This is a genomic window from Mesobacillus maritimus, from assembly GCF_019749255.1.
In the GTDB taxonomy this organism is placed as follows: Bacteria; Bacillota; Bacilli; order Bacillales; family Cytobacillaceae; genus Mesobacillus_B; species Mesobacillus_B maritimus_A.
The window spans coordinates 48,345-74,500 of the sequence record NZ_JACWFH010000007.1 but is presented as its reverse complement, the minus strand read 5'-3'; the positions used below and the strand labels follow the sequence as shown (position 1 = coordinate 74,500).

The 26,156-nt window shown below is 39.3% G+C and carries 25 protein-coding genes; 10 read left to right on the top strand and 15 right to left on the bottom strand.

The genetic code is table 11. From position 1 onward, the window contains the following. Nucleotides 1-92: 92 nt before the first annotated feature. The 3 genes from H0185_RS03640 to H0185_RS03630 form a co-directional block, all read right to left on the bottom strand. The gene (locus H0185_RS03640) at nt 93-356 is read right to left on the bottom strand and encodes a hypothetical protein (protein WP_221871286.1); all 264 of its coding nucleotides are present in this window, start codon (nt 354-356) and stop codon (nt 93-95) included. Nucleotides 357-451: 95 nt separating this feature from the next. Continuing rightward, nucleotides 452-1,408, bottom strand: coding sequence for a peptide-methionine (R)-S-oxide reductase MsrB (msrB, locus tag H0185_RS03635; protein ID WP_221871283.1), 957 nt, complete (start codon nt 1,406-1,408; stop codon nt 452-454). Nucleotides 1,409-1,603: 195 nt separating this feature from the next. After that, nucleotides 1,604-2,221 (bottom strand): SCO family protein, encoded by a 618-nt coding sequence (locus H0185_RS03630; RefSeq protein WP_221871281.1) that lies wholly within the window; start codon nt 2,219-2,221, stop codon nt 1,604-1,606. A gap of 272 nt (nt 2,222-2,493) precedes the next feature. On the opposite strand from H0185_RS03630, the gene H0185_RS03625 reads away from it, so the two are divergent. The 3 genes from H0185_RS03625 to H0185_RS03615 all read left to right on the top strand — a co-directional run bounded on the left by H0185_RS03625 (nt 2,494) and on the right by H0185_RS03615 (nt 5,179). Then, the gene (locus tag H0185_RS03625; protein ID WP_343223075.1) at nt 2,494-2,910 is read left to right on the top strand and encodes a hypothetical protein; all 417 of its coding nucleotides are present in this window, start codon (nt 2,494-2,496) and stop codon (nt 2,908-2,910) included. Nucleotides 2,911-2,977: 67 nt separating this feature from the next. Beyond that, nucleotides 2,978-3,439, top strand: coding sequence for a hypothetical protein (locus H0185_RS03620; RefSeq protein ID WP_221871279.1), 462 nt, complete (start codon nt 2,978-2,980; stop codon nt 3,437-3,439). A gap of 105 nt (nt 3,440-3,544) precedes the next feature. After that, nucleotides 3,545-5,179, top strand: a complete 1,635-nt coding sequence (locus tag H0185_RS03615) for a hypothetical protein (RefSeq protein WP_221871277.1) — start codon at nt 3,545-3,547, stop codon at nt 5,177-5,179. A gap of 87 nt (nt 5,180-5,266) precedes the next feature. Here H0185_RS03615 and H0185_RS03610 read toward each other — a convergent pair whose 3' ends face one another. Both H0185_RS03610 and H0185_RS03605 read right to left on the bottom strand, forming a co-directional pair. Further along, complete coding sequence (locus tag H0185_RS03610) at nt 5,267-5,515, bottom strand: hypothetical protein (RefSeq protein WP_221871275.1); 249 nt, start codon at nt 5,513-5,515, stop codon at nt 5,267-5,269. Between the two features lie 172 nt (nt 5,516-5,687). After that, nucleotides 5,688-5,933, bottom strand: coding sequence for a hypothetical protein (locus H0185_RS03605; protein ID WP_221871274.1), 246 nt, complete (start codon nt 5,931-5,933; stop codon nt 5,688-5,690). Between the two features lie 418 nt (nt 5,934-6,351). Here H0185_RS03605 and H0185_RS24205 point away from each other — a divergent pair, with 418 nt between their 5' ends. Together H0185_RS24205 and H0185_RS03600 are read left to right on the top strand one after the other, a co-directional pair. Further along, a complete protein-coding gene (locus H0185_RS24205) occupies nt 6,352-6,486 on the top strand; it encodes a hypothetical protein (protein WP_281427541.1) in 135 nt (44 codons plus the stop codon). A 57-nt stretch (nt 6,487-6,543) separates the two neighbouring features. Beyond that, entirely contained in the window at nt 6,544-7,044 is a 501-nt protein-coding gene (locus H0185_RS03600) for a hypothetical protein (protein WP_221871272.1), read from the top strand. Between the two features lie 234 nt (nt 7,045-7,278). Here the strand turns inward: H0185_RS03600 and H0185_RS03595 are convergent, their stop codons facing one another. The 9 genes from H0185_RS03595 to pdhA all read right to left on the bottom strand — a co-directional run bounded on the left by H0185_RS03595 (nt 7,279) and on the right by pdhA (nt 18,872). Next, nucleotides 7,279-8,193 carry an LSm family protein gene (locus H0185_RS03595; RefSeq protein WP_221871270.1) on the bottom strand — a complete coding sequence of 305 codons (915 nt, stop codon included), beginning with the start codon at nt 8,191-8,193 and terminating at the stop codon, nt 7,279-7,281. A 48-nt stretch (nt 8,194-8,241) separates the two neighbouring features. Continuing rightward, on the bottom strand, nt 8,242-11,889 hold the full coding sequence (locus H0185_RS03590; RefSeq protein WP_221871268.1) for a multicopper oxidase domain-containing protein: 3,648 nt from the start codon (nt 11,887-11,889) through the stop codon (nt 8,242-8,244). Nucleotides 11,890-11,910: 21 nt separating this feature from the next. Then, the gene (locus H0185_RS03585; RefSeq protein ID WP_221871266.1) at nt 11,911-12,195 is read right to left on the bottom strand and encodes a hypothetical protein; all 285 of its coding nucleotides are present in this window, start codon (nt 12,193-12,195) and stop codon (nt 11,911-11,913) included. A gap of 23 nt (nt 12,196-12,218) precedes the next feature. Beyond that, on the bottom strand, nt 12,219-12,719 hold the full coding sequence (locus H0185_RS24415; RefSeq protein WP_343223074.1) for a hypothetical protein: 501 nt from the start codon (nt 12,717-12,719) through the stop codon (nt 12,219-12,221). 72 nt (nt 12,720-12,791) lie between these two features. After that, complete coding sequence (locus tag H0185_RS03575) at nt 12,792-13,559, bottom strand: hypothetical protein (RefSeq protein WP_221871264.1); 768 nt, start codon at nt 13,557-13,559, stop codon at nt 12,792-12,794. Between the two features lie 247 nt (nt 13,560-13,806). After that, entirely contained in the window at nt 13,807-15,162 is a 1,356-nt protein-coding gene (locus H0185_RS03570) for an FAD-binding oxidoreductase (RefSeq protein ID WP_221871878.1), read from the bottom strand. A gap of 68 nt (nt 15,163-15,230) precedes the next feature. After that, on the bottom strand, nt 15,231-16,631 hold the full coding sequence (locus H0185_RS03565) for a dihydrolipoamide acetyltransferase family protein (protein WP_221871262.1): 1,401 nt from the start codon (nt 16,629-16,631) through the stop codon (nt 15,231-15,233). Nucleotides 16,632-16,827: 196 nt separating this feature from the next. After that, nucleotides 16,828-17,808, bottom strand: coding sequence for an alpha-ketoacid dehydrogenase subunit beta (locus tag H0185_RS03560; protein ID WP_221871260.1), 981 nt, complete (start codon nt 17,806-17,808; stop codon nt 16,828-16,830). Further along, complete coding sequence (pdhA, locus tag H0185_RS03555; RefSeq protein ID WP_221871258.1) at nt 17,805-18,872, bottom strand: pyruvate dehydrogenase (acetyl-transferring) E1 component subunit alpha; 1,068 nt, start codon at nt 18,870-18,872, stop codon at nt 17,805-17,807. Before pdhA ends, H0185_RS03560 begins: the two co-directional genes overlap by 4 nt. A 185-nt stretch (nt 18,873-19,057) precedes the next feature. Between pdhA and H0185_RS03550 the strand changes: the two genes are divergently transcribed. From H0185_RS03550 to H0185_RS03540, 3 genes are read left to right on the top strand one after another with little or no spacing between them, the layout of a single operon-like run. Beyond that, nucleotides 19,058-19,675: a TetR/AcrR family transcriptional regulator gene (locus tag H0185_RS03550; RefSeq protein ID WP_221871256.1), complete on the top strand. Its 618-nt coding sequence runs from the start codon at nt 19,058-19,060 to the stop codon at nt 19,673-19,675. Nucleotides 19,676-19,707: 32 nt separating this feature from the next. After that, nucleotides 19,708-20,907, top strand: a complete 1,200-nt coding sequence (locus H0185_RS03545; protein ID WP_221871253.1) for an iron-containing alcohol dehydrogenase — start codon at nt 19,708-19,710, stop codon at nt 20,905-20,907. 52 nt (nt 20,908-20,959) lie between these two features. After that, nucleotides 20,960-22,327: an aldehyde dehydrogenase gene (locus H0185_RS03540; RefSeq protein ID WP_221871251.1), complete on the top strand. Its 1,368-nt coding sequence runs from the start codon at nt 20,960-20,962 to the stop codon at nt 22,325-22,327. A gap of 87 nt (nt 22,328-22,414) precedes the next feature. Here H0185_RS03540 and H0185_RS03535 read toward each other — a convergent pair whose 3' ends face one another. Then, nucleotides 22,415-23,464, bottom strand: a complete 1,050-nt coding sequence (locus H0185_RS03535; RefSeq protein WP_221871249.1) for an ATP synthase beta subunit C-terminal domain-containing protein — start codon at nt 23,462-23,464, stop codon at nt 22,415-22,417. 260 nt (nt 23,465-23,724) lie between these two features. On the opposite strand from H0185_RS03535, the gene H0185_RS03530 reads away from it, so the two are divergent. Together H0185_RS03530 and H0185_RS03525 are read left to right on the top strand one after the other, a co-directional pair. Next, entirely contained in the window at nt 23,725-25,335 is a 1,611-nt protein-coding gene (locus tag H0185_RS03530) for a phosphotransferase (RefSeq protein WP_221871247.1), read from the top strand. 137 nt (nt 25,336-25,472) lie between these two features. Beyond that, entirely contained in the window at nt 25,473-25,967 is a 495-nt protein-coding gene (locus H0185_RS03525; RefSeq protein WP_221871245.1) for an HIT family protein, read from the top strand. The last annotated feature ends 189 nt before the right edge of the window (nt 25,968-26,156 follow it).

Below are 26,156 nucleotides of genomic sequence, written 5' to 3'. Positions count from 1 at the left end.
TAAAACCTATTTTATAACACCTTTTGGTTTTACGTCAAGTGAACGCATAGCACGAAATGTAGGAATCCAAGTACTATGTAGGTAACCCAACATTAATGATACAACCTCGATATGCTTTCCAAATCAGTTAACAATGTTTTTACTTCCTCTTGCGACAACCTAATCAGTAATTGATCAGATAGTGAGAGTACTTGACCATCTTCATTAAGATGACTATCTAAATAAGCATATAAACTTTCTAACTGATTTTTCTTCAAAGTGGTTTCCGTTTGTAAACTTTTAATTGTTTGAAGTGTAAACACATTATCAACTTCATCAAATTCTCCCGATAGAATCTCACCTTTTATAGATTGCATAAATAGATCACCTCTCCAAACAGTATTCCCATTATTTCTCCACTCAAAAAATATAAGCACCATCCATTTATTTGGATGGTGCAAATTTCTACTTATTACTTGAACAACGCTAAATACTCTCCGTACCCTTCCTCTTCAAGCTTTTCCTTGGGAACAAACCTCAATGCAGCAGAATTAATGCAATACCTTGCCCCATCAGGTCCAGGTCCATCGTCGAACACATGACCAAGGTGCGTATCTGCGGTTTTCCCTCTTACTTCTATTCTCCGCATACCATGGGAAGTATCTAGCTTTTCATCAATTTCCGAACGACGAATTGGCTTAGTAAAGCTCGGCCACCCACAACCGGCGTCATATTTATCTCTGGAACTAAACAGAGGCTCACCGGAAATAATATCAACATAGATCCCTTCTTCTGTATGGTTCCAAAACTCGTTACGGAAAGGAGGTTCTGTCGCATTATTTCGAGTAACCTCATATTGAATTGGAGTTAACTCCTTGCGTAGCTCCTCATCGCTTTTGGTTCTCTTCCAATTCTCACGGATAAACCGAGCTCTACCAGACCCCTCTTTATAGAGATTATAGTGAAAGGAATTCTTTTTATAATAATCTTGATGTTTTTCCTCTGCAGGGTAAAAAGTAGATGCAGGCAAAATCGCTGTTACAATTGGTTTTTGGAAACGCCCACTTGACCCCACTTGCGCTTTTGATTCTTCAGCCATTTCCTTTTGTGCTTCATTGTGGTAAAAAATCGCTGTTCGGTATGACAATCCACGGTCATTAAATTGTCCACCTTCATCGGTTGGATCTATCTGTTGCCAGAAAAGTTCAAGCAACTTTTTATATGGAAACACTTCAGGGTCAAACGTAATTTGTACGGCTTCATAATGTCCAGTGGTATCAGAGCAAACCTCTTCGTATGTAGGGTTTTCCTTATGCCCCCCTGTATAGCCTGAAACGACCTCTTTAATCCCAGGTTGTTCATCAAATGGCTGAACCATACACCAGAAACAGCCCCCAGCAAATGTTGCCTTCTCAAATTGTTCAGACATAAACGCCCACTCCTTATCATTAATTCTTCTCTATTTTAAAATAAACAGATGTATTACTCCATTGAAGATGGTATTAATTATAAAGGCTACACGTTTACACATTTTCTCGCAACTATTCTGCAGTTGGAAGGGGGAACAAAATCATTTTCCCCCTCTGATTGTTTTTTCTTTAATTGCTAGGAAAAAGACTTGAAACTACTTTTTTGATTCAACCAATTTTTCAATAGAGTTCATGATTTCTTCTCTATCCACTCTTTCCTTCGCGTTCGCCATATCATAAAGCCCTCTAATCTTATTGTTTTGATCAATTAAAAACATCGTTGTATTATGCGCGATATAATCTCCTTCCACTTTTTTATATTTCATATGGAAGGAGTCGGCAATTCTTTTTGTTTCTTCTGGAGTTCCTAATAGAAACCTCCACCCCTCACGATTCGCATTAAAGTTCTCGGCATAATCCTTAATAACTTCATGAGTGTCAACTTCCGGATCAAGTGTAATCGCTACTAGTTCAACTTCTGTCCCAATAAGGTTCGATTCCTCTAAATCTTGTTGAAGAAGAGAAAAATCCATCATTGTTAGCGGACAAATGTCAGGACAATTCGTATAAAAAAACGCCAAGAGTTTCACTTTTTGATTATTAGAATCGTATGGTTCATAGTAGGCATCCTCCATCACAAAAGAATTTGCCTCGTCGAGAACCGGTAAATCTTCCCCCGTGTTAATGACCTTATTCAGAGCAAACGTTCCTACCGTAAGAATCAAAAGACTGATAAAAACATACAAACCCTTCCTTCGCTTATCATGAAACATGTTTATCCCTCACAGCTAGTTTTTCATAATTCATACTTCATCCTTATTATCTTATGGAATTCAATAATAAAGGTGCTGTCCACAATCACAAGGGGGAGCTTTATGTTGAACAATTCAACTGAAATATAAGCTAACACCTAAAACCTTCTTAATGCATAAAGTGAACTAATGGAGAATAATGGGTGGACATTTATGTTGATTAATGACCTTCCCGTTCCAAACCACAAAGGGCAAAAGACATACTAAACCTAAGAATACGGAGGTAAATCATTGTGCCACAATGGATTGGGTGGTTTCTACTGCTAAATTTGACTACTGCATGTATAGCATACCTTTTTCTATATCCTCGTCGTAATTTAATCGGCTTTCACTTAGGAATGAATATTGCAATGGCCGCGGGAGGTGGATTGGCACTTGGAACCGGCGTGATTTTGATTAACCTCTTTCCTTTGCATTTTATTGAGGTAATTATATCGACAGCATTACTAGGTATGGTGGCGGGAGGTTTATTTGGCGCCTTATTTGATTACCAATCCGTACTAACAGGCTATATTAATGGCCTTATGATGGGAATTATGTCGCCAATGGTTGGCGCAGCTGCCTCTGAAGGACCAATGTTTATTCTATTCATTGAGCTTTTTATTTTGAGTTGCTATGTACTATTACTCACTTCAGCTTATCGATCTTAATTATAGATAAAAGTGGTCAATTGAATTGTATATATGCATTAAGAAGGACTTCTTATGGAGGGAGATTATGGTCTTTTTATTAATTTTTATCACCTTCATTAATATTACGGTCACAGGTTGGGGCTATTTCTCCTTATATCAGCGGCGTTATTTATTTAGCGAGAGATTTGGTTTCACTGTGACGTATTTAGCTAGTACATCTTGTAGTTTTGTGATAGCACTTAATCTTTTTTTATTGTTCCCTCAGCATTTTGAGGTTGTCAGCACCTTCACCTTATTTTTAGGAATTGTTGTCGGCGCTTTGTTTGGTTCTATGGTTAATATGCAATCGTTTATTGCAGGTATATTTAATGGTGGCGTTGGTGGGATAATGGGATCAATGCTAGGTGCTGTTGCACTAGATCCAAGTCTATGCGGACTTCCGGCTGATTTATGGGCAGAGCAGGACATGATGTTATTTATGGCGCTATTGAGTCTAAGCATCCAACTGCTGTCAGCTTGTATGCTAACATTAACAAATCGATTATGACTTCAATGATATAAAAAGTACATCGTTGAACTTAATCATTAGAAAAACTCACGTCATTTGCCTAAAGTCATATATTAATAAAAAAATACAGAGGAGAGAGACTCATTGGAGAATTTCCCCTATTTCGTTCGCAATCTAAACCCTACTCTTTATGTAACCCAGCTTCATAACTTAATAAAGGTACAGCAGCAAACCTTCTTTTATAATAATCTACAAGATCGGCTATACACCAACGAAGAAAAAACGAGAATATTAATTGAAATAAAGAAACTAAAATCAGAACTCCAGGAAATTAAGGCAAGCATCACAAGTTTAAAACGATCCCAGAGAGAACCCTTGTCTGATGGTCCATGGTCAGATACTTTAAATGACCTTAACCAGGCCAACCAAGAACTTATCCACAGTATGGAGGAGGATATCAGAAATAGTGAAAATGGGTTGCATCAGCTTCAGTTGCAATTCCAGAAGTCAGATCCAACCTCATTGGGTTCGCTACTACCCAACTCAGAGTATGGTGATTCTAAAACAGAATCATCCAATTTGGATAAATCGAATAACGATGACTTCGTTGTCTCAGTCGATGAATCTTCTTCCTTCACTGAATCTTCTGAGGAGGATGAAATACTTTTCTCTGGTAACGAATCTTCCTCTTCGGATGAATCCAGTAGCGGTGTTCTCGACGTCTCAGATGAGGAATCTTCTTCTTCCATTGAATCAAGTATGGAGGATGAAACACTTCTCTCTGGTGATGAATCTTCCTCTTCGGATGAATCCAGTAGTGGTGTTCTCGGCGTCTCAGATGAGGAATCTTCTTCTTCCATTGAATCAAGTATGGAGGATGAAACACTTCTCTCTGGTGATGAATCTTCCTCTTCGGATGAATCCAGTAGTGGTGTTCTCGACGTCTCAGATGAGGAATCTTCGTCCTCCATTGAATCAAGTGTTGAGGTTGGTAGCATTGGTCACAACGTCTCAGTCGATGACTCTCCGAATTCCATTGAACCATATGGGGTGGATGAAACACTTCTCTCTAGTGATGAATCATCCTCTTCAGGTGAATCCAATCTTGTTAATCACGACATCACGGAACAGCAACCCTTTTCTTTCATTGAACCAAGTATAGAGGATGAACAACTTTCCTTTTTGGATGAATATAGTCAAGTTAACAAGGACGTCCTACATGAGGAGGCATCTTCTTCTCAGAAAATCAGTATTCATCCTATAGGGTCAGTTTCGACGAATGAGAAAAATGGCCGTTATACAATAAACCCTTTAGAAGATCAGAGCGAAACTTCTAACGAGAACGGTGTATCAGGGGAGAAACAGGAAGAGAACCCACCATTTCAAAACAATATTCCTTTACCTGTAGATTTTCAAGCGGATAAACAAGAGGTACCGCAAAATCGTCCGGTCTCCACAGAAGACTTAGAAATAAAAGGCAATGATAACCCTGAACTGACTCAAGACTCCATTTCATCTCCTGATTTTTATAATCTATATGTAGAGGCCACAGAGGAAAAACTCGGATTCATTAGTTTATTTAAATCGCTTCCTTCAAACTACCCTGTAAGATCAATTATTACAAATGGAACCGAGGTTTATGTATCATTTTTTATTCATTATGACCCAGATCAACAACTCGTTTATTTCTCTGATAGTGAAAATGTAATAACCATTGAATGCAATGAAATAGATGGAATCACTTTTGCAAATGATGTTGATTGTGAAAGCTATGATTAGGCATTACTAGAAATTCCTTATAGTTTTTCTATCAAAGATAGCTGGTTAGGTCCAAACCAGCTATCTTTGAAGGTAGGAAGCTATGGTTTAATCCTCACCTTCTTCTTCGCCCTCTAAATCATCACCCGCATCTGCCGCACCAAAAATCAATCCATGAATCCTGTCAGCCTCATAAACAAAGACTTGGCCATTGGCAATGAAGTAGGCCAATCCATCGTCATAGTTTGAAAAGTATTCAAGATTCACAGGCGCCCCATACCCCATAAGATTTGAAACCGGATACCCTGGTGGACACTTCTTAAGAATATCTTCTATCGACTTTTTGTATTGGTTCATATCTAACACCTCCTTCGTATGTTTCACCCTAAGTGAGGGATAGTATAATATATTAGATTAAACGGCAAAACGCATGGACAAACAGCCTTCTAATAGAAAAAGAGGCTAATAACATAAAACCCCCAGGATGACAAAAAACCTATTCAATATACTTTGAATTCAAGCCTTTGTACTATTCATATTCTTCCTCTTCATCTTCACAACACTCTTCAGTAGCAAAACTCATTCCATCAATTTTGTCCCCATCTATAAGAATTAGCTCTAAATCTGGTCCAATAAAATAAGCTAGACCTTTAGAGTAATTCACAAAACGCGCAACAGATATCATTGCCCCGTTCACATATAATGTTCCAACAGTATAATTAGGCGGGAGCTTCATCAAGACATCCTTCATGGTTTCTTGATCCTTTTCGGTCATTTTAATCCTCCTTTCACGAAAAGTATTTACCCATTCCATATAATATATTTTCAAACCTTAAATGGGTATAGACAAACATCCCTTTTTAGTACAAAGTTTTCCATTATTATCTAAAAACATCAGTGTTTACGTAAGGTTAATAGCTACCCATTTTCCTATATAAGCGGACAACTGCTTATGCATTTTCCTTAATACCACATAAAATAATAAGAGAAATATGAAAGGAGGGATTATTATGACCTATTTCCATTCACATTGCTGTAGGGGGTCACACAATAACATGCATTTTAATCACAATAAACATTGTACATGCCACAGTCACAGCCAACGACATTCCCATCATTCGCCTTCATATTCGCCCCCACAAAACCATCGCAGTCACTTTGAATGCTGTTGCTGTTGTACGGAGTTTAAAGTGTTGACTCCTCTCAAACCAAAGAAACAGAACTGTAAGGCTTGTATCGACCATGAAGATTTTAAAGATTTACTAGAAGAATTAGTAGAAGAAATTCTCATTGAGAAATTCGAAAAGAAGAAAAAAGAGAGAAACTAGAGAATCTTTCTTCATCAAAACTAGCAAATATGAATATTTTAGAAAGGAGGCTATTAAATGAGTTATTATAACCATGATCAATGTCATCACTCTAGCCACTATGGGCATGATCACCGTGATCACCGTAATTTTCACCATAGCCATTTTTATCATGATCACCACCACTCTTTCTCCCACCATAGTTCCTGTCATCATCATGGGTGTAAGGGGCATTCTCATAAAGATTGCCATTGTTCTTATTGCTCAGGTCACTTTAGATTTGGACATTTGTGTAGCCACGACTTTAGAGTTCGATTAGGAGGGTTACAAGGAGGCTTAGCATTTCGTTTCCGTCAGCTCCTTGACTGTGATGTAAAGTTAAACGTCGATTGTGAAGGTGAAGAAAAGGCAGTGAAGGGCCGTGTTTGTTTTGTTGGTACAAACTTTGTAGAAATCCGCAGCAAACGTAAACAAGCAAAACTAAAGCGGTCTGGTAGCTGTAAACGCAGAACAAACAAAGGAAAAAAATATCGCTACCGCATCATTCCGTTTGATAAAATCTGTTCTATTGAGCTCTAAGAATTTTAAAATGAAAAAGGTGCAAGGTCACAGATGGCGACCTTTGCACCTTTCTTCTTGCGCTTTAAGGATGACAAATTTGATAGATAAGAAGAACAACCGTTTTTTCATTTCTACTTCGAAGAATCGTAAATTGTAAACCTTCGGTTCTTTCTGGTTACTTTCATCTAAGCAAAGAAACCCGAATCTAATCGGGTTTAGGAAAATGAAAACCTTCTCCAACAACAAGGCTTCTCAGTGAAAGATAGAACAAATTTGATTGAGTGAGATAGTCCTTTCCTTGTCATTTTTTAAGGATAACCTTATCTGTTCTTTTTCTACTTTTATTAGCGTCCCAACCACTATAGTATCAGCTAATCTAACTCTAATTCTCTTTCCCTCCAAGAGTAATAGATAAATATTAAGAGGAATTCTGTAAAAGAGTTGAATTAATTCTGGAGAAGAAGCAACTGTTTCACCAAACCGGAAGGTCAATGCTCTTCTAAAGCAAGGGTCTATACATAGCAAGTCCGCTTCGTTTGCAGGTCTCGCAAATCGATTTTTCAGATAGATTGAGCAAACTTTGAGCAACGGTATAAAGATTTCCTTATCCGTACTTTTAAGAAGGACAAAGTTTCGACCAACAAGGTGGACTCTTCCTTCAACCGTTCTTTTTGTTTGCCTCGTGTTAGCCGGCACTCTCGTTCTTTTTAGCGATTCCTTCAAAACTTTCTTTTTCTTCCTAGAGAGTCGACCAACTCGTCTCTTTGCAATTACTTTTTTAATTGTATTAGAACCACCTGGGGTGGAACCGACAACTTCATTCTCTTCTTCTACTTCTTCTTCCGCTTCGCACTCAATTTTCACTCTAACAATCTGTCCCACCAAGCTATCAAAGGCTCTCATCCGTGCTTCTTCATTTAGCTCCGCAAAATCATCATCAAAACCGTTACCACGATCCGACAAACCTAAGTCTAACAGAAGCCTATTACCCTCTTCTATTCTAGCCTCTAGTTCCTCAAGTTCTTCATGTGGTAAACAAGAATTAGGAGAAGGGTATAGTGGAGTGAGAATTCTTTCAGGGCAGCATTCCCTTGGAATACAAAAATCATCATGTTCTCCTAATGGAACACAATTGTCAAAAAAATTTTTGTCTTGTTCTTTCGTCATCTTTTCACATCCTTTCTTTTTATCGGGGGATTAACTCCCCCGGTTTCCCTATTCTAGTTTCGGGAGATGTGGTTGGAATTTGTCATGAACTCTGAATAACCCCCACATTCCCTGCTCGATATCCCACATTATATTTCCAGAACGATAGAGATAATCACCTGGGAAGTTATACACTCCACCAGCGCCACCAATTAAGCGTAAATCAGCCGTAAACCCTGCGACAATATGTCCTTCGAAGGACTGAACCCGTGAATCTAAATCCTTGCTGTCGAATTTCCAGTAATGGCCGTGAAGATGGAAAGTGTGTGCTCTTCTTCGTTCTGAAGGGTTCGTCAAACAGAAAGTCACAGCCTCACCAGGGTATGCTTCAAACACTGGTGTCGCAGGATCACCGAACTCTTCTGATGAAAATAACTTACTAAGGTCTGGAAGCTCACGATAGCGGTTAATTAACCGTTCACTTCGATAATTAAATCCTCGCGAACCATTATCATAGGTGTCGACATCGTCCACTTCTTCCACAGGAGGAATTATTCCATCTACCGGGTCAACAATTAGCTGACCATTTTTGTCCTCCAGTCGAACCCCGTCGTGCATAATCAGTACAAACTCTCTAGTCGTTGGAACCAGTGGATTTTTCAGTACAACATTCGCCCCTGTTTTAACCTCTTCATCCGTATATGGGTCATGGTACGTCGTAAAACGCGGTTCTGCGATAAAAGCACCAAAGGTCCCGAATGAACGGTGATTTCTTAAATCCGCCATATCCCACATTGCACAGGTTCCATGTTGTCCATCCACAAACCAACGATAAGTGATTACTTCACCTGGTCCTACTGTCTGATCCGGATTATAACCAACCGTATCGCCACTAGAAGTTCGAACATCATAATCAAGTAAACTAGTATGAAGTGAAATTCGTAGAGACGGTGGATAAAACCCTTGCTCTTTTACAGGCGGATAAGGATGAATTCCGTCTTTAAATGGAAATAAATCAAATTTCAAAAGGCTAGTAAGAGAAACTTCCACTAGGTCACCTACATTTGCCCTTAGTACAAGTGGTTCAGGGTTCTTTTTACCAGAAAGGATATCTTCTACATCCTCTGCAAGGGCAAAGACAATTCCATATGGGTCATGGTCGCCATACGAGTTATACATGATTGGTGTTTGGAAGGCGACTACATCATACCTGCGTACAGGCGCACATGGATCGGCATGTGGCGGCAAGGTTGATAATGGCTCAGCACGTTCAGGTGGCTTACCTGTCGGACACGGGAGTGGTGTTGTTGGTGATGGAGGACAGGATTTATCCGGAAGGACAATCAAATCATCCACAAGCTCTTCATATGCTCTAATCAAGCCCCAAGTTCCAAGCCAAACATCTTCTTCTGTTTCAAACGCCCACAGATAGTCGCCTGGTCCTTTCAATTCTGTTTCAAACGTAAACGATTCTGAAATTCCGGTATGCTGTTGAGAATTGAAATGCGATCCTAAATCTGGTCGTTCTTCTTTCCACTTAAGACCGTGAACATTAAAACTGTGGGATTCCTCATGCGCTCCCTGTATAAGCCTAATTCGGATCGGGTCCCCTGTATATCCTCTCAAAATTGGCGTAACGGGGTCCCCATGAACATAGGAACTAAAGGAATAGGCAGGATCACCCTCTTCTCCGAGACGAAACTTTAGTGGTTCGCACTTATAATTGACGCCAAACACACCTGGGTCATCTTCTGAGCCTGGGAATGGAGGCGGCTGGATTGGACACCCATCCTTATCGAATAGCATCGTAAAATCCTGAACAAAGAGAGAGAAATCTCGATAATCTGGTATAAGTGGATGGGACACTGTCACCTGCGTGCCACGGGGTGTCTCTTTTCCAGTGTGGGAGTCGAAATATTCAGAAAACCTAGGCTGGATAACACCAGCTCCAAACACCCCGTGTTGCTGATGCGCGTTCGCAAACAGATGGTCATGAAAGAAGAATGCCTTTAACTCTGTGTCAGCGTACCACTCATATTGGATGGTCTCACCCGGAAGGACTGAGCTGTCATAGTTCCACCCAGTGTTAGCCCCATCTGTACAAAGCACATCAAACTTTACAAAATGAATATGAAACCCTGATTCATACGTTCTCGTTACTAACTGAAACGCATCTCCATCTAAAATATGTGGCAACCTATTCGTATAATTAAATCGTATGGCCGTGCCGGCTGGCACATGGAAAACAAGTGGCTCAGGTTCTTTTTTACCAGACAAGATATCATCTAAATCCTCGTCAAATACATAGAATCTTGCCTTGGGATCGTGCCACCCTTGTTTATTGTAAATAACAGGCATTTCAATACAAGAAACATTAAATTCTACAACATTTACATTATCATCTAAAGTGGGCTCAACAAATACAGCACCTGGTCTTGCATTTGGGATGGCTGCATTCTTTTCTAATACCGTCATTTCACGTCCACCAACAATTCCTAATGGTGGTCTTGGAGCCTTGAAACCTACTTTACCTGGAATGAAATTTGGAAACCCAGGTCGTTCAGGTGTCGGTTTCGGCGGTTCTGGTCTGTCTGGTAAAGGCTTGAGCGGCGCAATTGGCACTCCATTCGGATAACACTGACTTCCATCTTGCAGGGTATCAAAGATTCGATTAATCCCCCACATCCCTGCACCAAAGTGAGGATATAAATGACAATGAATAATCGCATCGCCAATCGCCCCATGGAGGCTACCTAATCCATATAGTGGCTGAATATCATAATGAGATTGAGGACTGATAGACTGAGAATCCAGTATCTCTGATTGTGTGTTCGTCGGGTCCCCTAACCATTGATGAACATGGTAGTGGAAAACATGTGTTTCTTTAACTCCGCCATGAATCAGCCTAATGATGGCTGGGTCCCCTTTGTAACCACGAAGAATTGGAGTCGCAGGGTCACCGAACACCCAAGAATCATGGTGTACTTCCTCTGAATCACAATCAGGGCAGACAACGCCTTCTTCAATAAGGCGTTTACGGTTTGTCATTGGTTCATAACGCAAGTTTACACCATGAAAGGACTCTGCTTCTTGGTTGGTCATTGGATTCAAAGGTCTGTTTCCAGTCAAGTCATTAATTTCCATTTGGTCACTAAAATACCAAGCATATTCCCTGAAAGATGGTAAAAATGGATGATGGATATCTGCATAAACCCCACTATTTAACGTGCCTCCCGTTACGGGATCCGTCCATGTTGAGCCCTTCCTTTCCACTAAAAGCGCGCCAAATAATCCCTGAATACTTGATCCTTCCTCTGTACTAGAAATATTCCCTAGGTCCGTAAAGAAATAAGTTCCTTCCCGAGAGGCATAGATCCGATAAATGATTGAGTTTCCACAAGGAATCGTTGTATCAGGGTTATAGCCTGCGTCTGCTCCATCAGAGTCTAACACATCATAATCAGCTTCCTGAAAATGCATACCAGCTTTAAACGGAAGTTGATTTTCAAAGAGGATTTCTACAGTATCTTCTGCACATGCTCTGATTGTTAGTGGCTGTACCAATTCAACAGGTGTAAATGGATTTTTTCTCACTAACTCTCTAACTTCATGTTCATTTTCCTTTAATACATAAATTCTTCCGTCAGGATTGTGGTCACCAAAATTGTTTACGACAATCCTTAACGGGATTCCAACAACATGATATCTTCTTAACATTGATTTCCCCCCTTCAAAACTCTAGTAGTAATCTTCACTGAGTTTTGGAATCTCTGGTTCTCCTTCACGTTCAATATAAAACACCTCGATATTGTCAATGTGGATATGCCATATCCGATTTTCTAATTGTGAAAAATGGGTGGTTTCTACCCAAACATCAACAACATCCGCTCTAACATCCTTAATAATTCCAATAAACATAAACGGATAGGAAGGGGTTAAAATAAACACTCGATGTCCCTTTCCCATTCTAAAATGTTCGATTAAACCTTCGTCATGAATTTGGTTAATTGACTGGTGTGACATGAAATAAACCTCCTTTATGCTTTTTAGACAAGTGGAAACCTCATATTACAATCAAAGTTAGGAGTAAAGTGAGCGATTTTTTCAAAAGGAATCGACAGCGGAAAAGGGGATTGATGGAACGGTGCATTTAATAATTTAATGGTAACTGGATATAGTGTGATGTGTCCTGTTTCCACTTCGCAAACAGTTCCACAAAAAATAGGTCTAAACGTTTGCCCTAGCAAGTTTAACTGTTGGGTCTCCGTAACAACCAAAACAGAATCACCGATGAGATACTCAAATTGACGAAAGAGATCATCATCAATTTCTATCTCGGAACTTTCTTCCTCTCTGTCGATGTTTTCTTGGTCCTCTACATCAGGCTTATGGTCTGTTACTAGGATATCCTCATTCTTATTATCTTTATGATGCTTATCTTCCAGTTCATTTCCAGCAAATCGGTCACCAATTACGTCTTTCTTTTCTGTTTTAAGTCTGACCTCTAACTCTACTGCTTCTTCAGACTTTATAGGTTTATCTGACAAGGATTTCATCCTCCATTCATTGTGTTATAGATAGCATATTCTAAAATCTCTTTCCGGCAACGACAGTTAGCACTAAATGTTAAAAAACTTGTTCCATATTTCCTTAGAATAGTACTTCCATTTAGTAAACGAGCTTATCGATAGGATAGATGTGATTTCAGCCCATGGTATTTCATTTCCATCAAATACTTTTTTTATCGTTAATCCCTTTTTATCAGAAGACTCAATCTTCCCGATAATATTTGTTTGATTACTAGTTACATTGACCCAAAGACCCCTCCATGAATGTAAGTTGGTCCTAAGGGTTTCTTCATAAAATTGTTGCTTCAATAAGTCTCGTTTAGCAACGGTATCCCCAAAGTTCGTCATCAGCTTCCTTTTCAACTCGTTGTCATAAAGAAAATATTGATGTGAATTTGTAAAATTTGGGACTCCTGATGGAATATTCGCGGATTCAATCATAGTATAGGGAATCCATATTCGATCTGTTAAATTGTTTAGCATAACAAAATCGCGTCCGACGGTACTCACTCTCCCCAATACCTCATGAACGCTATCATCCTTTTTCACATAAACGATGACTTGCTGATTTCGCTTCATTTTGAAAAATTTTTTAAGAAATAAAGGGTGTTTTTGATGGGGCATAGAATTCGCAAGTTTTTGTAAGTTTACCTGTTCCATATACTCGGTTAATAATTTGTTTTCTTCTAGGGTCGTTGCACTCGAAGGGGAAGTAAGTTTCTCTCCTTTTTCATGAATGGGATTAATTTTTTTTTGCTCGTGTGCTCTTTTTTCTAGTAAATTTTTAATATATTCTTGATGGCGCATCCCCGTTTTCATAGCCGTTCCCTCCCCCCTAATCAAAGTCTTTATATCATATGGTGAATCCCATAAACTGGTATATGGATTTTAAGAAATCAAACGAATACCTACTTAAAAAGAACAAATATCACTTAAAGTTATCCACTAAATGCTAGGAAATGCTGCTAGACAATCCTCAAATTTAATTTCATCCTTTTTTTCTATAAAAAAACTCCTTTCTGTTGAAAGGAGCTTTCATATGCCCATAAGGGGCTGGAACTAGTATTCAAAAGATTTTCCCTGGGTTCAATATCCCTTTGGGATCGAATGTCAACTTAATTTCTTCCATCAACTCAACACCCTCACCATGCTCTAACCGTAAAAACTGTTTTTTCCCCAATCCAATTCCGTGCTCTCCTGTACAAGTCCCACCTTTGGCTAACGCATAAGAAACAATACGCTGGTTTATTTCTTCAATCTTTTTAACTTGTTCAGGGTTGTTTTCATCGATTGATAACACTGCATGATAATTCCCATCTCCAACATGACCAAAGATTGCGGCTTCTACTCCGTGTAGTTCAATCAATTTCCTTGTTTCCTTGATCGCATTAGGAAGTTCCGAAATCGGGACACAAACATCTGTTGATAACAATCCTTTTCCAGGATTCGCTGCCTGTATGGCGAACGCAACATGATGTCTTGCCTCCCAAAGCTTTGCTCTTGCCAAAGAGTCACTTTCGAATTCAAACAGTTGACAACCTTCCCCTAACGCAATTTCCTGGGCTAACTCCATATCATTTTTAACAGTAGGTTCACTGCCGCTCATCTCAATAAACAAAGTTGGCACTTCTTGATAATCCGTGTTTTTATGTGCATTAACCGCTCGGATCGTTGCTTGGTCGACTAACTCAATTTTCCCTAAATCTAATCCCGATTTCAACATCGCAGCAGCAGCAGTACCAGCGTCATCAATAGAAGAAAACAGGGCTCTTGCGGCCACAGTTACTTCAGGGATACCTCGCAAGCGTAATGTAATTTCTGTGAAAATTCCTAATGTCCCCTCAGAACCGATCAGTAAACTAGTCAAATTATATCCAGCTGATGATTTTACCGCCATTCCGCCGGTCTTCATGATACGACCGTCGGCCAGAACAACTTCTAATCCTAATACTTGGTCTTTCATTGTTCCGTATTTAACGCTATTAGTGCCACTAGCGTTTGTTGAAACCATTCCACCAATCGTTGCATCGGCACCAGGGTCGACAGGAAAGAACAATCCATATTTTTTTAATTCTTTGTTTAACTGACTTCTTGTTATACCTGGTTGGACTTTAACGAGAAAGTCATCTTGGCGAACTTCCACAACCTTATTCATTAGCGAAAAATTGAGGGTAATTCCACCCTTGGCAGGAATAATGTGGCCCTCAAGACTGCTTCCCACACCAAATGGAGTAACTGGTATGTTTCTTTCATTTGCATACGTAAGAACTTGACTTACTTCTTCTTTCGATTCTGGATACACCACTAATTCAGGTTTTTGCGGAGCATGGTAGGTCATTCCTTTGCTGTGCTGCTCAAGAATCGTTCCATTACGAGAGATTCTATCCGCATCTTGGATGATGTTTAATAATTGATCATACATCACTGTCACAACGGCACCCTCCGAATCTATAAAAATAGCTATTTCTACCCGTCCTACTAACCATTATTTTAATAGCTCTCTAAAATCAACCTTTCAGGGTTTTCTATATAAGCATGGACACACGCCATAAACCTATTTGCTGGATCCCCATCAATGACACGGTGGTCAAAAGTTAATGACGTTCCCATAACATGCCCAATGACAATTTCATCATCTACAACAATTGGGCGTTTTTTGATAGAATGCACACCTAAAATCGCCACTTCAGGATAATTGATGATAGGTGTTGCAAACCAACCACCACTAGCACCTGTATTCGAAATCGTAAACGTACTACCTGTTAACTCTGAAGGTTTTAGCTTCCGTTCCCGTGCCCGTGAGGATAGATCCTGAATTTCATTGGCAATTTCCAATACTGTCTTTCGGTCTGCATGCTTAATTACGGGAACGATAAGTCCTTCATTTGTTGCGGTAGCAATCCCGATATGGATATCCTTTTTGTAGATAATCTCCATTTTTTCATCATCCACACATGCATTGAAGATCGGGTGATGTTTCAATGCTTTCGCCAATGCCTTTACAAAAAACGGCAAATACGTTAGTTTGACGCCCATACTTTCGGCATAAGGTAATAGCTGCTTTCTTACTTCAACAAGTTTAGTAATCACCACCTCATCCATCCCTGTGCAGTGGATGGCTGTTGTGGTTGATTTTTTCATATTATCGTAGATGACCCGTCTGATTCCTAGAATAGACTCTCTTCGTTCTCCTTGGATCTCATCTTCCTGTTTTAATTCCCTCACTGAAAGAGTTTGTTTGGGCTTTTCCTGTTCAATTATTTCAACTTCTGGTGCTAGAGCAACGGCTGCCTCATCTTGTGATTGTTGGTAAAAGTTCCGCACATCTTCATCGGTGACCTTACCAGCTTTCCCAGTTGGAGGTACTTCAGTAATATCAATCCCTAATTCGCGAGCCAACTTTCGAACGGATGGAGCAGCAATCACTCGCTTTTTAAGCGGCCGATCCGACGAAGTAGTAGATTGAATGGATATGCTTTGTTGCTTTGATTGAATTCCTTTATCTTGTTCGATTGGTGCTGTTTGGGTAATTGTGTGTGAAGGTCCTTGGTTTTCCCTAGTTGTTGTAGTTTGCAGGGATCTTGCTTGTTGTAAGGTATGAGGTGATGATTCGTGATGTTGTTGTCTTGACAAGGGATCGTTCTGCATCTTAGATTCCTCAAGGACAGTGATTAATGTGTTTCCGACCTTTACTACTTCTCCCACTTCTGCTCCTAGAGAATGAATGGTCCCCGTTACTGGAGAAGAGATTTCAACGACCGCTTTGTCTGTTTGAACCTCAACGACATTGTCATTTTCTTTTACATAATCCCCTACCTTAACAAACCAAGTAACGATTTCTGCTTCATGTAATCCTTCCCCAATGTCAGGAAGCTTAAATTCGAATGCCATATGCTGCAACTCCTTTTGAAATTAAGGCTGTTTTCGTATAGATTGTTGCTGAAATCCTAAAGCCGATTTTTGCGTTAGCTCAGCTAGTTAGTTGGTTTTAAATTCGTTTGCAAACTCCTTGCTCATTCTAGAATTTCTTTTGTAGTTCAGAATGTGCCCAGCAAAGGATTTTTGCTCTTTACTGGCAACAAGTTTGTTAATGTGATAATACTTCTTTAATTCCCTCGCCAATTCTTGTTGCATTTGGCAACCAATCATCTTCTACCGAAGGAACAGGATAGGGGGTATCAAAACCAGTAACACGGATAATCGGTGCAGTTAGATGGAACAACGCCTTTTCATTTATAAGTGCTGAAATCTCTGCACCTGGTCCACCCGTTTTAACAGCTTCATGAACAATAACCGCTCGTCCGGTTTTCTGGACGGAAGCAAGAATCGTTTCTTCATCTATTGGTGTAATAGTCCGTAAATCAATAATTTCTATTGATAGATTTTGAGTTTTCTCAATCTGTTCGACGACATTTTTCACGAGCGGAACGGTTGGTCCATACGTAATGATCGTCAAATCCTCCCCTTCTTTTAAAACATGTGCCTTTCCGAGTTCTAAAAGGTAATCCTCTTCAGGGACATCTTCCTTAAACGCACGATATAATTTCATTGGTTCAAGAAACAACACAGGATCATTGTCTCGAATCGCAGCTGCTAGCAACCCTTTCGCATCATAAGGAGAGCTTGGCATTACAACCTTCAAACCTGGAGAATGTAAAAATAATCCTTCTAAACTATCAGAGTGTAATTCAGGGGTTCTCACTCCACCCCCGAACGGTGCACGAACAACCATTGGAGCATTGAGGGTACCTGCTGATCTGAAACGAATCCGTGCTGCTTGCGCCGCCATCTGATCCATCGCCTCATAGATAAAGCCAAGGAACTGAATTTCTGCTACTGGACGTAACCCCCGTGTGGCCATGCCGACCGCTGCACCAACAATTGCAGATTCTGCAATTGGCGTATCAACTACCCGTTCTTCCCCGAATACAGCTTGCAATCCATCCGTAGCACGGAAAACACCACCGTTTTTCCCGATATCTTCTCCTAAACAAACCACTTTGTTGTCCCGTTCCATTTCTTTTCGTAGTGTTAGGTTTATTGCTTCAATCATGGTCATAGAAGTCATTTCAAAACCCCCTCTGTTCCAATTGAACTTTTTTGCTCCTGTAACTGTTTTGTTTTTTGTTCAAATACGAAATCGAACACTTCTTCGGTTTTACTATTCGGGGTATTCTCAGCCAGTTGAAACGCCTTTGTAACCTTTTCATTCGCTATTTCAAATTCTTTTTGATCTAATTCCTCGTCCCAGATGTTTCGGTCAATCATAAACGCTTTCATTCTCTTAAGAGGGTCTTTTTCAAGCCATGATTCTACCTCAGTATTTTGGCGATATTTTGTAGGATCATCCGCGGTGGTATGCGGTCCTTGTCGATAAGTAACAGCTTCGACTAATACTGGTTTCCCTTCACGGGCACGTTTTAACGCCTCTTGCATGGTTGAGTAAACCGCAAGTACATCGTTTCCATCCACTTGAATCCCTGTAATCCCGTAAGCGGCTGCTTTTTGGGCAATCGTGCTACTTGCCGTTTGTTTAGACCTAGGTACACTGATGGCCCAGTGATTATTTTGCACAAAAAAGACAACTGGCAATTTATAGACACCTGCAAAATTTAAGGCCTCATGAAAATCTCCTTGCGATGTCCCACCATCCCCAATATACGCAACGCTTACACTATTTTCATGTTGTAACTTTGAAGCCCACGCTCCGCCAACTGCATGAAGACACTGTGCACCAATAATGATTTGAACTGGGAAAACATTCGCATTTTTCGCAGAAGTCCCACCTTGCAAATTGCCCATTGTATATAAGAAAAAGTTTTCCATCGACACACCATGTACTAAGGAGGCACCTACTTCTCTGTAGCTTGGATACATCCAATCCTGCTCTTTTAAAGCAAAAGCGCTTCCAATCTGTGCAGCTTCTTGGCCAATCATTGGTGCATAAGTACCAATTCTTCCTTGCCGTTGAAGCTTTAAAGCTCGTTGGTCAAACGTTCTTGCCTGAACCATCCATTTATAAAGTCCTAAAAGTTCTTCATCGCAAATCTGAGGGTATGTACGAACTAGTTTCCCTGTTTCATTAAGAACCTGAACCCTATTAACCTCTGTTTCATTAGGCTCTATCCACATAAACATCCTCCATTCTAATAATCTATTAAAAAGAAGTTGATATAGTGTCAATTTCTTTTGATTTTAGTATAGTGTTTATGATATGATCAAGTCAATTTATTTTTTAAAAGTTTAAAGTTTTCAGTATTTTTATAATACCAGCGAAAAATTCTTCTAGGAATGATTACTTTGAGGAGTGTATGCATATGGAGCGCGAGCAAACAGATAAAAGAAAAATGAGAGGTGAAAGTTCGAAGAGCAAAATTATTGAAGCAGGAAAAACTCTATTTCTCGAAAACGGCTATAAGGATACAACAATATCAATGATTTCAAAGCAAGCTAAGACCGGATACGGAACAGCCTATACCCATTTCCCCGGAGGAAAGGAAGAAATTTTCTTCATTATTATTGACGAAATCTTAAAGGAATTTTACCAGATTGCTAGTGTTGCTTATCATGTAAATTCCAAAGAGGACTCACTTATCCTCACTCGCGGGAACATTGAAATGTTCCTCAAGCTGGCCATTAAACATCAGCAAGCTCTGAAAGTTTTTCATGAAGCAATAGGGGTCTCGCATATAATCAATGAAAAATGGGAGGAGTTCATAGAAAAATTCATCAAACGCATTTCAATAAACATTCAACAAGCGATGGATAAGGGACTAACGCATCACGGTGACTTTGATCCAGAGGTTGTGGCTGGGGTTTTATTTTACACAGGTGAAAAATACATGTGGAAAATTGCCTTGAATAAAACAGATAAAGATTATCGAACAATTAGTGAAAGTCTTGCACAAATGTATGTGAATGGATTATATAAGTGATTTTTTATTATGAATGAAAGCGGGGAAAATTGATGTATAAAGTCTATTGCAGATTGTACCAACGGACTTTCAAGCTTGTCTCTCCCTTACTCCCATGGCGGAAACCCCAATTAATTGAGGGCGAAAATGCTGTTAGTAAACTTCCTAAAGTGATTAAAGAGCTGGGGATTGGTAGTATATTAATTGTCACTGATGAAGGGATTACTTCTATTGGGCTGATGGATCGATTGCTCCAAGATTTAAAAGAAGAGAACCTGGACGTTGCCATCTATGATAAGACGGTACCAAATCCAACGATCGAAAACATCGAGGAGGCGCTTCAACTCTATTACGCTAAACACTGTGAGGGAATTATCGCTTTTGGCGGCGGTTCCCCGCTAGATTGCGCAAAGGGTGTCGGCGCCCGTATAGCAAGACCAGAAAAGACCATTCCACAAATGAAAGGCGAATTAAAAATCCGAAAAAAAATCCCACCTCTCTTTGCGATTCCAACAACTGCGGGTACCGGGAGTGAAGCCACCGTTGCGGCGGTGATATCAAACACCAAAACTCTTGAAAAGTATGCAATTAATGACATGGCCCTCATTCCCCATTACGCGGTACTAGATCCACTATTGACCATCAACCTCCCGCCTCATCTGACAGCTACAACTGGAATGGATGCTTTAACCCACGTTGTAGAGGCTTACATTGGACAAAGCAATACGGGCGAAACAAGACAGTGCAGCCGAGATGCGGTAAAATTGATATTTGACTACCTTCCTGAAGCTTATCATAATGGGAAGAACCTTCAAGCACGAACGAAAATGCAAAAAGCGGCATATTTAGCTGGCATTGCTTTTACACGTGCGTATGTTGGCTATGTCCATGCCATTGCCCATACCCTTGGAGGATTCTACTCTGTTCCTCACGGGCTTGCAAATGCAATTATCCTGCCCCATGTCCTTGATTACTATGGGGAGAGTGCACATGAACCATTGGCTGAGCTTGCCGATTTAGTTAAAATAACTGACCTTTCTGATTCTGTTGAAACGAAAGCCCAGAAATTTATTAACGCCATTAAAAGCCTAAATAAAGAGATGGATATCCCAACAAAGGTCAGTGGGATCAACGAAGAGGACCTTCCATTTATGGTGGATCGAGCATATAAGGAAGCAAATCCACTCTACCCAGTTCCGAAAATCTTATCAAAAAAAGAGTTACTGACACTTTACCAAATCATTAAAGAGTAAATATATTTATTATACTAAAAACACTTTCAATAGAATGGAGGCTGTTCATTAGATGGGTCCATACAGCTCGATACTAACCAAACAACAATCCTTTTTCCGAACAGAAAAGACGAAGAACCTAACCTATCGAATTGATGCTCTCGAGAAATTACGTAGCAAAATTAAAGCCAATGAACAACCACTTATGGATGCTTTGAGGGCTGATTTGAATAAATCCGAATTCGATGCCTATACAACAGAAATTATGATTGTTCTGGAGGAAATTAAGTTTGCCATCAACCACCTGCAATCTTGGGCTAAACCGAGAAAAGTTAAAACACCCATTACCCATATAGGTTCTAAAAGTTATATTTATCCTGAACCATATGGTGTAACGCTGATAATTGCTCCCTGGAATTACCCTTTTCAACTGGCCGTGGCCCCTCTCATTGGTGCAATTGCAGCAGGGAACTGTGCCGTTATCAAACCATCTGAGTTAACACCAACCACTTCAGAAGTATTTGCCAAGCTCATCTCTGAGATATATCCTGAAGAATATATTACCGTTGTTCAGGGTGGCGTCGAAACTAGCCAGGCTCTACTAGAAGAAAAATTTGATTATATCTTTTTTACAGGAAGCGTTTCGGTTGGGAAAGTTATTATGGGAGCCGCAGCAAAAAATTTAACACCGGTTACCTTAGAATTAGGTGGGAAAAGTCCCTGTATTGTACACGAGGATGCTAATCTCAAATTGGCCGCTAAGCGAATTGCCTGGGGGAAATTTGTTAACGCTGGTCAAACATGTGTCGCACCAGACTATCTCTATCTTCATAAATCCATTAAAGCGCCATTTTTGCAGTTTTTCCAAGAGGCGATTAAAGATTTATATGGCGAAGCACTCGAAAACCGTAATTTTACGAGAATCGTGAGCGAAAAACACTTTCAAAGACTTTCCTCCTTTCTTGATAATGGCAAGCTTTTCATTGGGGGCAACACAAATAAAAAAAGATTGCAAATCGAACCGACAGTATTAACCGAAATTACATGGGAGCATCCAGTTATGCAGGACGAGATTTTTGGTCCCATCCTCCCAGTTTTAGAATACGAGTCCATAGATGATGTGATTAAGGGCATTGAGAACCATCCAAAACCTCTTGCACTCTATCTGTTTTCGGAAGGTGAGAGCATTCAGAAAAAGGTGCTCAATCAAGTATCATTTGGAGGCGGTTGTCTAAATGATACAGTCTATCATCTCGGATCTCCACACCTTCCCTTTGGAGGAGTCGGAACAAGTGGAATTGGATCTTATCACGGAAAAGGGAGCTTCTATACCTTCTCCCATGAAAAAAGCATCTTAAAACAAACGACAAAGTTCGACCTTCCTTTTCGTTATCCGAATGTAAAAGACGGTCTAACCAAAATAAAAAAATTCATAAAATAAGGCCAGGTACGCTCATTTTTGAGGGTGCCTAGCCTTCTGTTTTCGTTTTCATTTTGAGTCACATATCATCAAAAATGAATGATTATATTAAACTGATAGTTTGCCAATAAAATTGAGTGATTCAACTGTCTGAGAGTCGGCTCCACCATCAATAATTTTGCGAATATCGTTTAAGGTCGTTTCAAGGGCAACTTCTTCCCCTTTAATTCCCGTAAAGTCTTCCGCAACGAAAAATGGTTGTGTAAGATAGGCTTCTAAACGTTCCCCTCTGTTATACACCTGAACTTCAGATGCTGGGATTCCATCTATTCCCTTTACATTTACTAAGGAACGTAATTCACGATAACGACGCAATAGTTTTTGGGCTTTTTGTTGAACGGTAAGATGAGTTTGTTCTAGATGAGCAACTTCAAGAACGGAAGATGTAGAGTAAATTGGGTTAACAGCAGGAAATTTATGCCTAGCAGCAAGATCGGCATCAAATTGCCATAAGGTTTCAAGTGGACCATATGGTAAATCTTCATCTACAGATGCACCCTTTAAATCAAGTAGGATTGTCGTCACAGATTGTACTTCTGTTTCCTCTATCTTTTGTTGTAAGTCATAAATTTCTCCAGTTAAAACATGTGAACGATCTGCAGTGAATATAACATCTTGTTTTGGAGCAACTGCTTTCATTTCCTCATATGCTTTATCGATACTGTCCACTACTACATCTACTTCCCCAGTTAAATCCATCAATTCTGGATGATTTTCCTCAGGCATAAGGAAGATGGTTTTATATCCTTCTTTTTTTAATCTGTGAAACAACTCAGCAAGTACGACTAATTGTCCCATACCAGGTCGGGCAACGAGGCCAACCGTGCCCCCTTTGACAATGGGTGCAAACAAATCCACCGTTTTAATTTTCGTTTCAATCATCTCCACCGTCTCCCCTCTTAAAATTAATTCATCCAGAGTGCATTGTGCTAATGAGGCAAGCGCAACTAAAGTACGTACCTCTGATCGACCAACAGGTATTTTCCCCGTACATAGATTTGAAACAGTCGCCGGGCGTAATCCAACGGACCGGGCAGCACTTGTTAAATTTGGTACCCTTTTTCGTAATAAAGGTACATTTAATCTCAATTTTTCCAATTTATCCCCTCCTTACTTTAAAGAGTAATATAAATTACCATTTAAAGCAACTAATAATTACTTTATAAAGTAATTATTTTTACCCTTCGTGGAAAATATGCTTCTCAGAAAATAAAACAGTATTTTGTAACTTCAGGCTTTTCTCCCATTCAAAGGGTTTACTTTCTCCTCAAACCTCTATATCCAAATAAAGCTTTTTGTTTACATTGACTTTATTTAGTAGTTCCTGATAAATTTACAGTAATAAGGAAGTGAAAATATTGGAAACACCTTTATTAACACAAGCTCAACAATTTCAACGAGAGCATAAATGGCAAAATGCAATTGATTGCTATAAACAATACTTGCATGAAAATAGTGAACAATGTGAGGATACCGTTTTTGTTTCATATGCACGTAGCCTTCGAATAATTAGCCAAACTAATGCGGCAAAAGAGGTTTTAAAAAAGGGAATGAAACAGCACCCAAATAGCGAACCCGTATTGCTAGAATTTTACCATTTGTACGATTTTTTAGGTGATTGGATTTCCGCGAATAACGTGGCGAAAACCTTGGTAAATTGGCAGCCACAACTAGCAGACTACCATTTCTATTTAGGGAGAACCTATTCTTTTTTATCTAATCGAAAAAAAGCAAAAACAGCTTATAAAAATGGTCTGGAATGTAAGCACCAAATCCCATTTAATAAGTTAGTTAAAAATATACAGAGTGGTTTTGCTGAAAACACTTCAGATGTAAAATCAAACTATATCTATGTAGATGGTAAAAACAATCTAGGTGGTTTTATCCATACTTATCAGGGAAAAAGGTTTTTCACGAAAATTTCGCCCTATAGTAATAAAAAAACTGGAGCTGGTCGTGAAGAGAGCTTCTATAAGCAAGTATGTACAGAGTTCACCCATTTAAAGGGTTTTACCCCAAAATATATCGATTCCCAAATTATTGACGGTATCTTGTATTTAACCATTGAGATGATTGATTCCATACAAAATGACAAACAGCCTCTAAAGGCCGTAGTCCAACTAAGCCAACAAATTTCTTCGATTCGGTATGAACAGGTTATACATAACTACCCGCGCCCCAATTACGTTTATCAATTTAAAAGAGGAAGGGCGATTTCTGTTGTCCACTTTTTTACTCACATTCACGAAAAAAAATATAATACTAAACTATTTGATTCATTAAAGTTAATCATTAAGCAACAAAAATATCCAAAAGCTGCAACACAGGTAATCACCAGGTTAGAAGAGTCCATTATGAGGAATCAGTTATACAACTATATTCACCCCACAAAACATTATGGGTTATTACATGGAGATCTCGGTTATCAAAATGTGATTGTTAATCAAAACGATGGGTTACCACGAATTCTTGATTGGAGCACTTATACAATTGGACCTCATTTTATTGACATTGCTAGATATTTAACTAGTTTACTAGTTCCTTATTCTACAATAAAGACTCTTTACTTAGATGATAATCCTAACGGTCAGAGGCTAAGCACCATTGAACGTATCTTTTTTCTATATGCGGTTATTCTCTTTTATTTTCAAAAAATAGGACGTCTTGGAATCGAAACCAATATATCAAGTGACCTCCTTCCTGCCTTAGAGGATTTAGAAGTACTTGTCATGCAGTTCAAAAACACAATGGGGGAAAATGAAATGACTGAAAAACAACACTCTTTAAGTGAAGAGTTGAGAGAAAAGGAAGTTAAAATAAAACAATTAGAACAAAGGCTTTCCATTGTGGAGGACGAACACAAATATTTGCATAAGAGACTACAGAATATCATAAACAGTAAATCGTGGAAAATAACCACTCCGTTGCGGATTTTCACTGAAGGCATTAAGAAAAAAGAGCTAAACTAATTCGTGTATCCCCTATTAAAGTTACTGTTGGTGATAATGCCTTTATTATTAGCCACTTTTTAAATGTTTTAATTCAAATTTAACAAAAAATTTCTTGGGGCATGACTTCCGAAAAGAATTGGTAAAGGAGATACCGAATGAGAACGATTATATTGGCAAATGGGGAAACAGTTGAAGTTGAATGTTTAAGCTGTGCAATTACAAATGGGATCATTACTCCTGATGGTGGTACCATTATTGAAACAGAATATTTTCATGCTCATCAAGATGTTGCGTACCCAATAAAGGGGTTAGTCATCCTTGCTTCAAAACGACACCTTACATGTCTAGATGAATTAACAGAAATTGAGATGCAGGATTATATGAATATCCTCCAGAAACTTCGTAAGGCTCAAAGAGAGCTATTAGGAATAGAACATGTTTATTATTTCTATAATGAAGACACAACCCATCATTTTCATACTTGGATGGTTCCTCGATATGATTGGATGTACCAATTTGGACGCTCGATTGAATCCGTTCGTCCCGTCCTCCTTCATGCTAGAGAAAAAATGAATACACTTGAAAATCAAAGAGAAGTTAGGCAAGCGATTGAATCCCTATCACACGCCCTTAATCATGATTTATTGTAGAAAAAGCTGAATGTATCAAGTTACCATTCAAATGCCAATTAACTTAAATCGGTTAAAAACTTATTCGCATTCACCCTAATTTTCAAGGAAAACATAGTTCAACCATTTTCCTTATCATAGAAATAAAAATAAAAAAACACAGAAAAGGAAGCTTGAGTATCCCAAGCTCCCTTTTTCCAATTGTAAAAA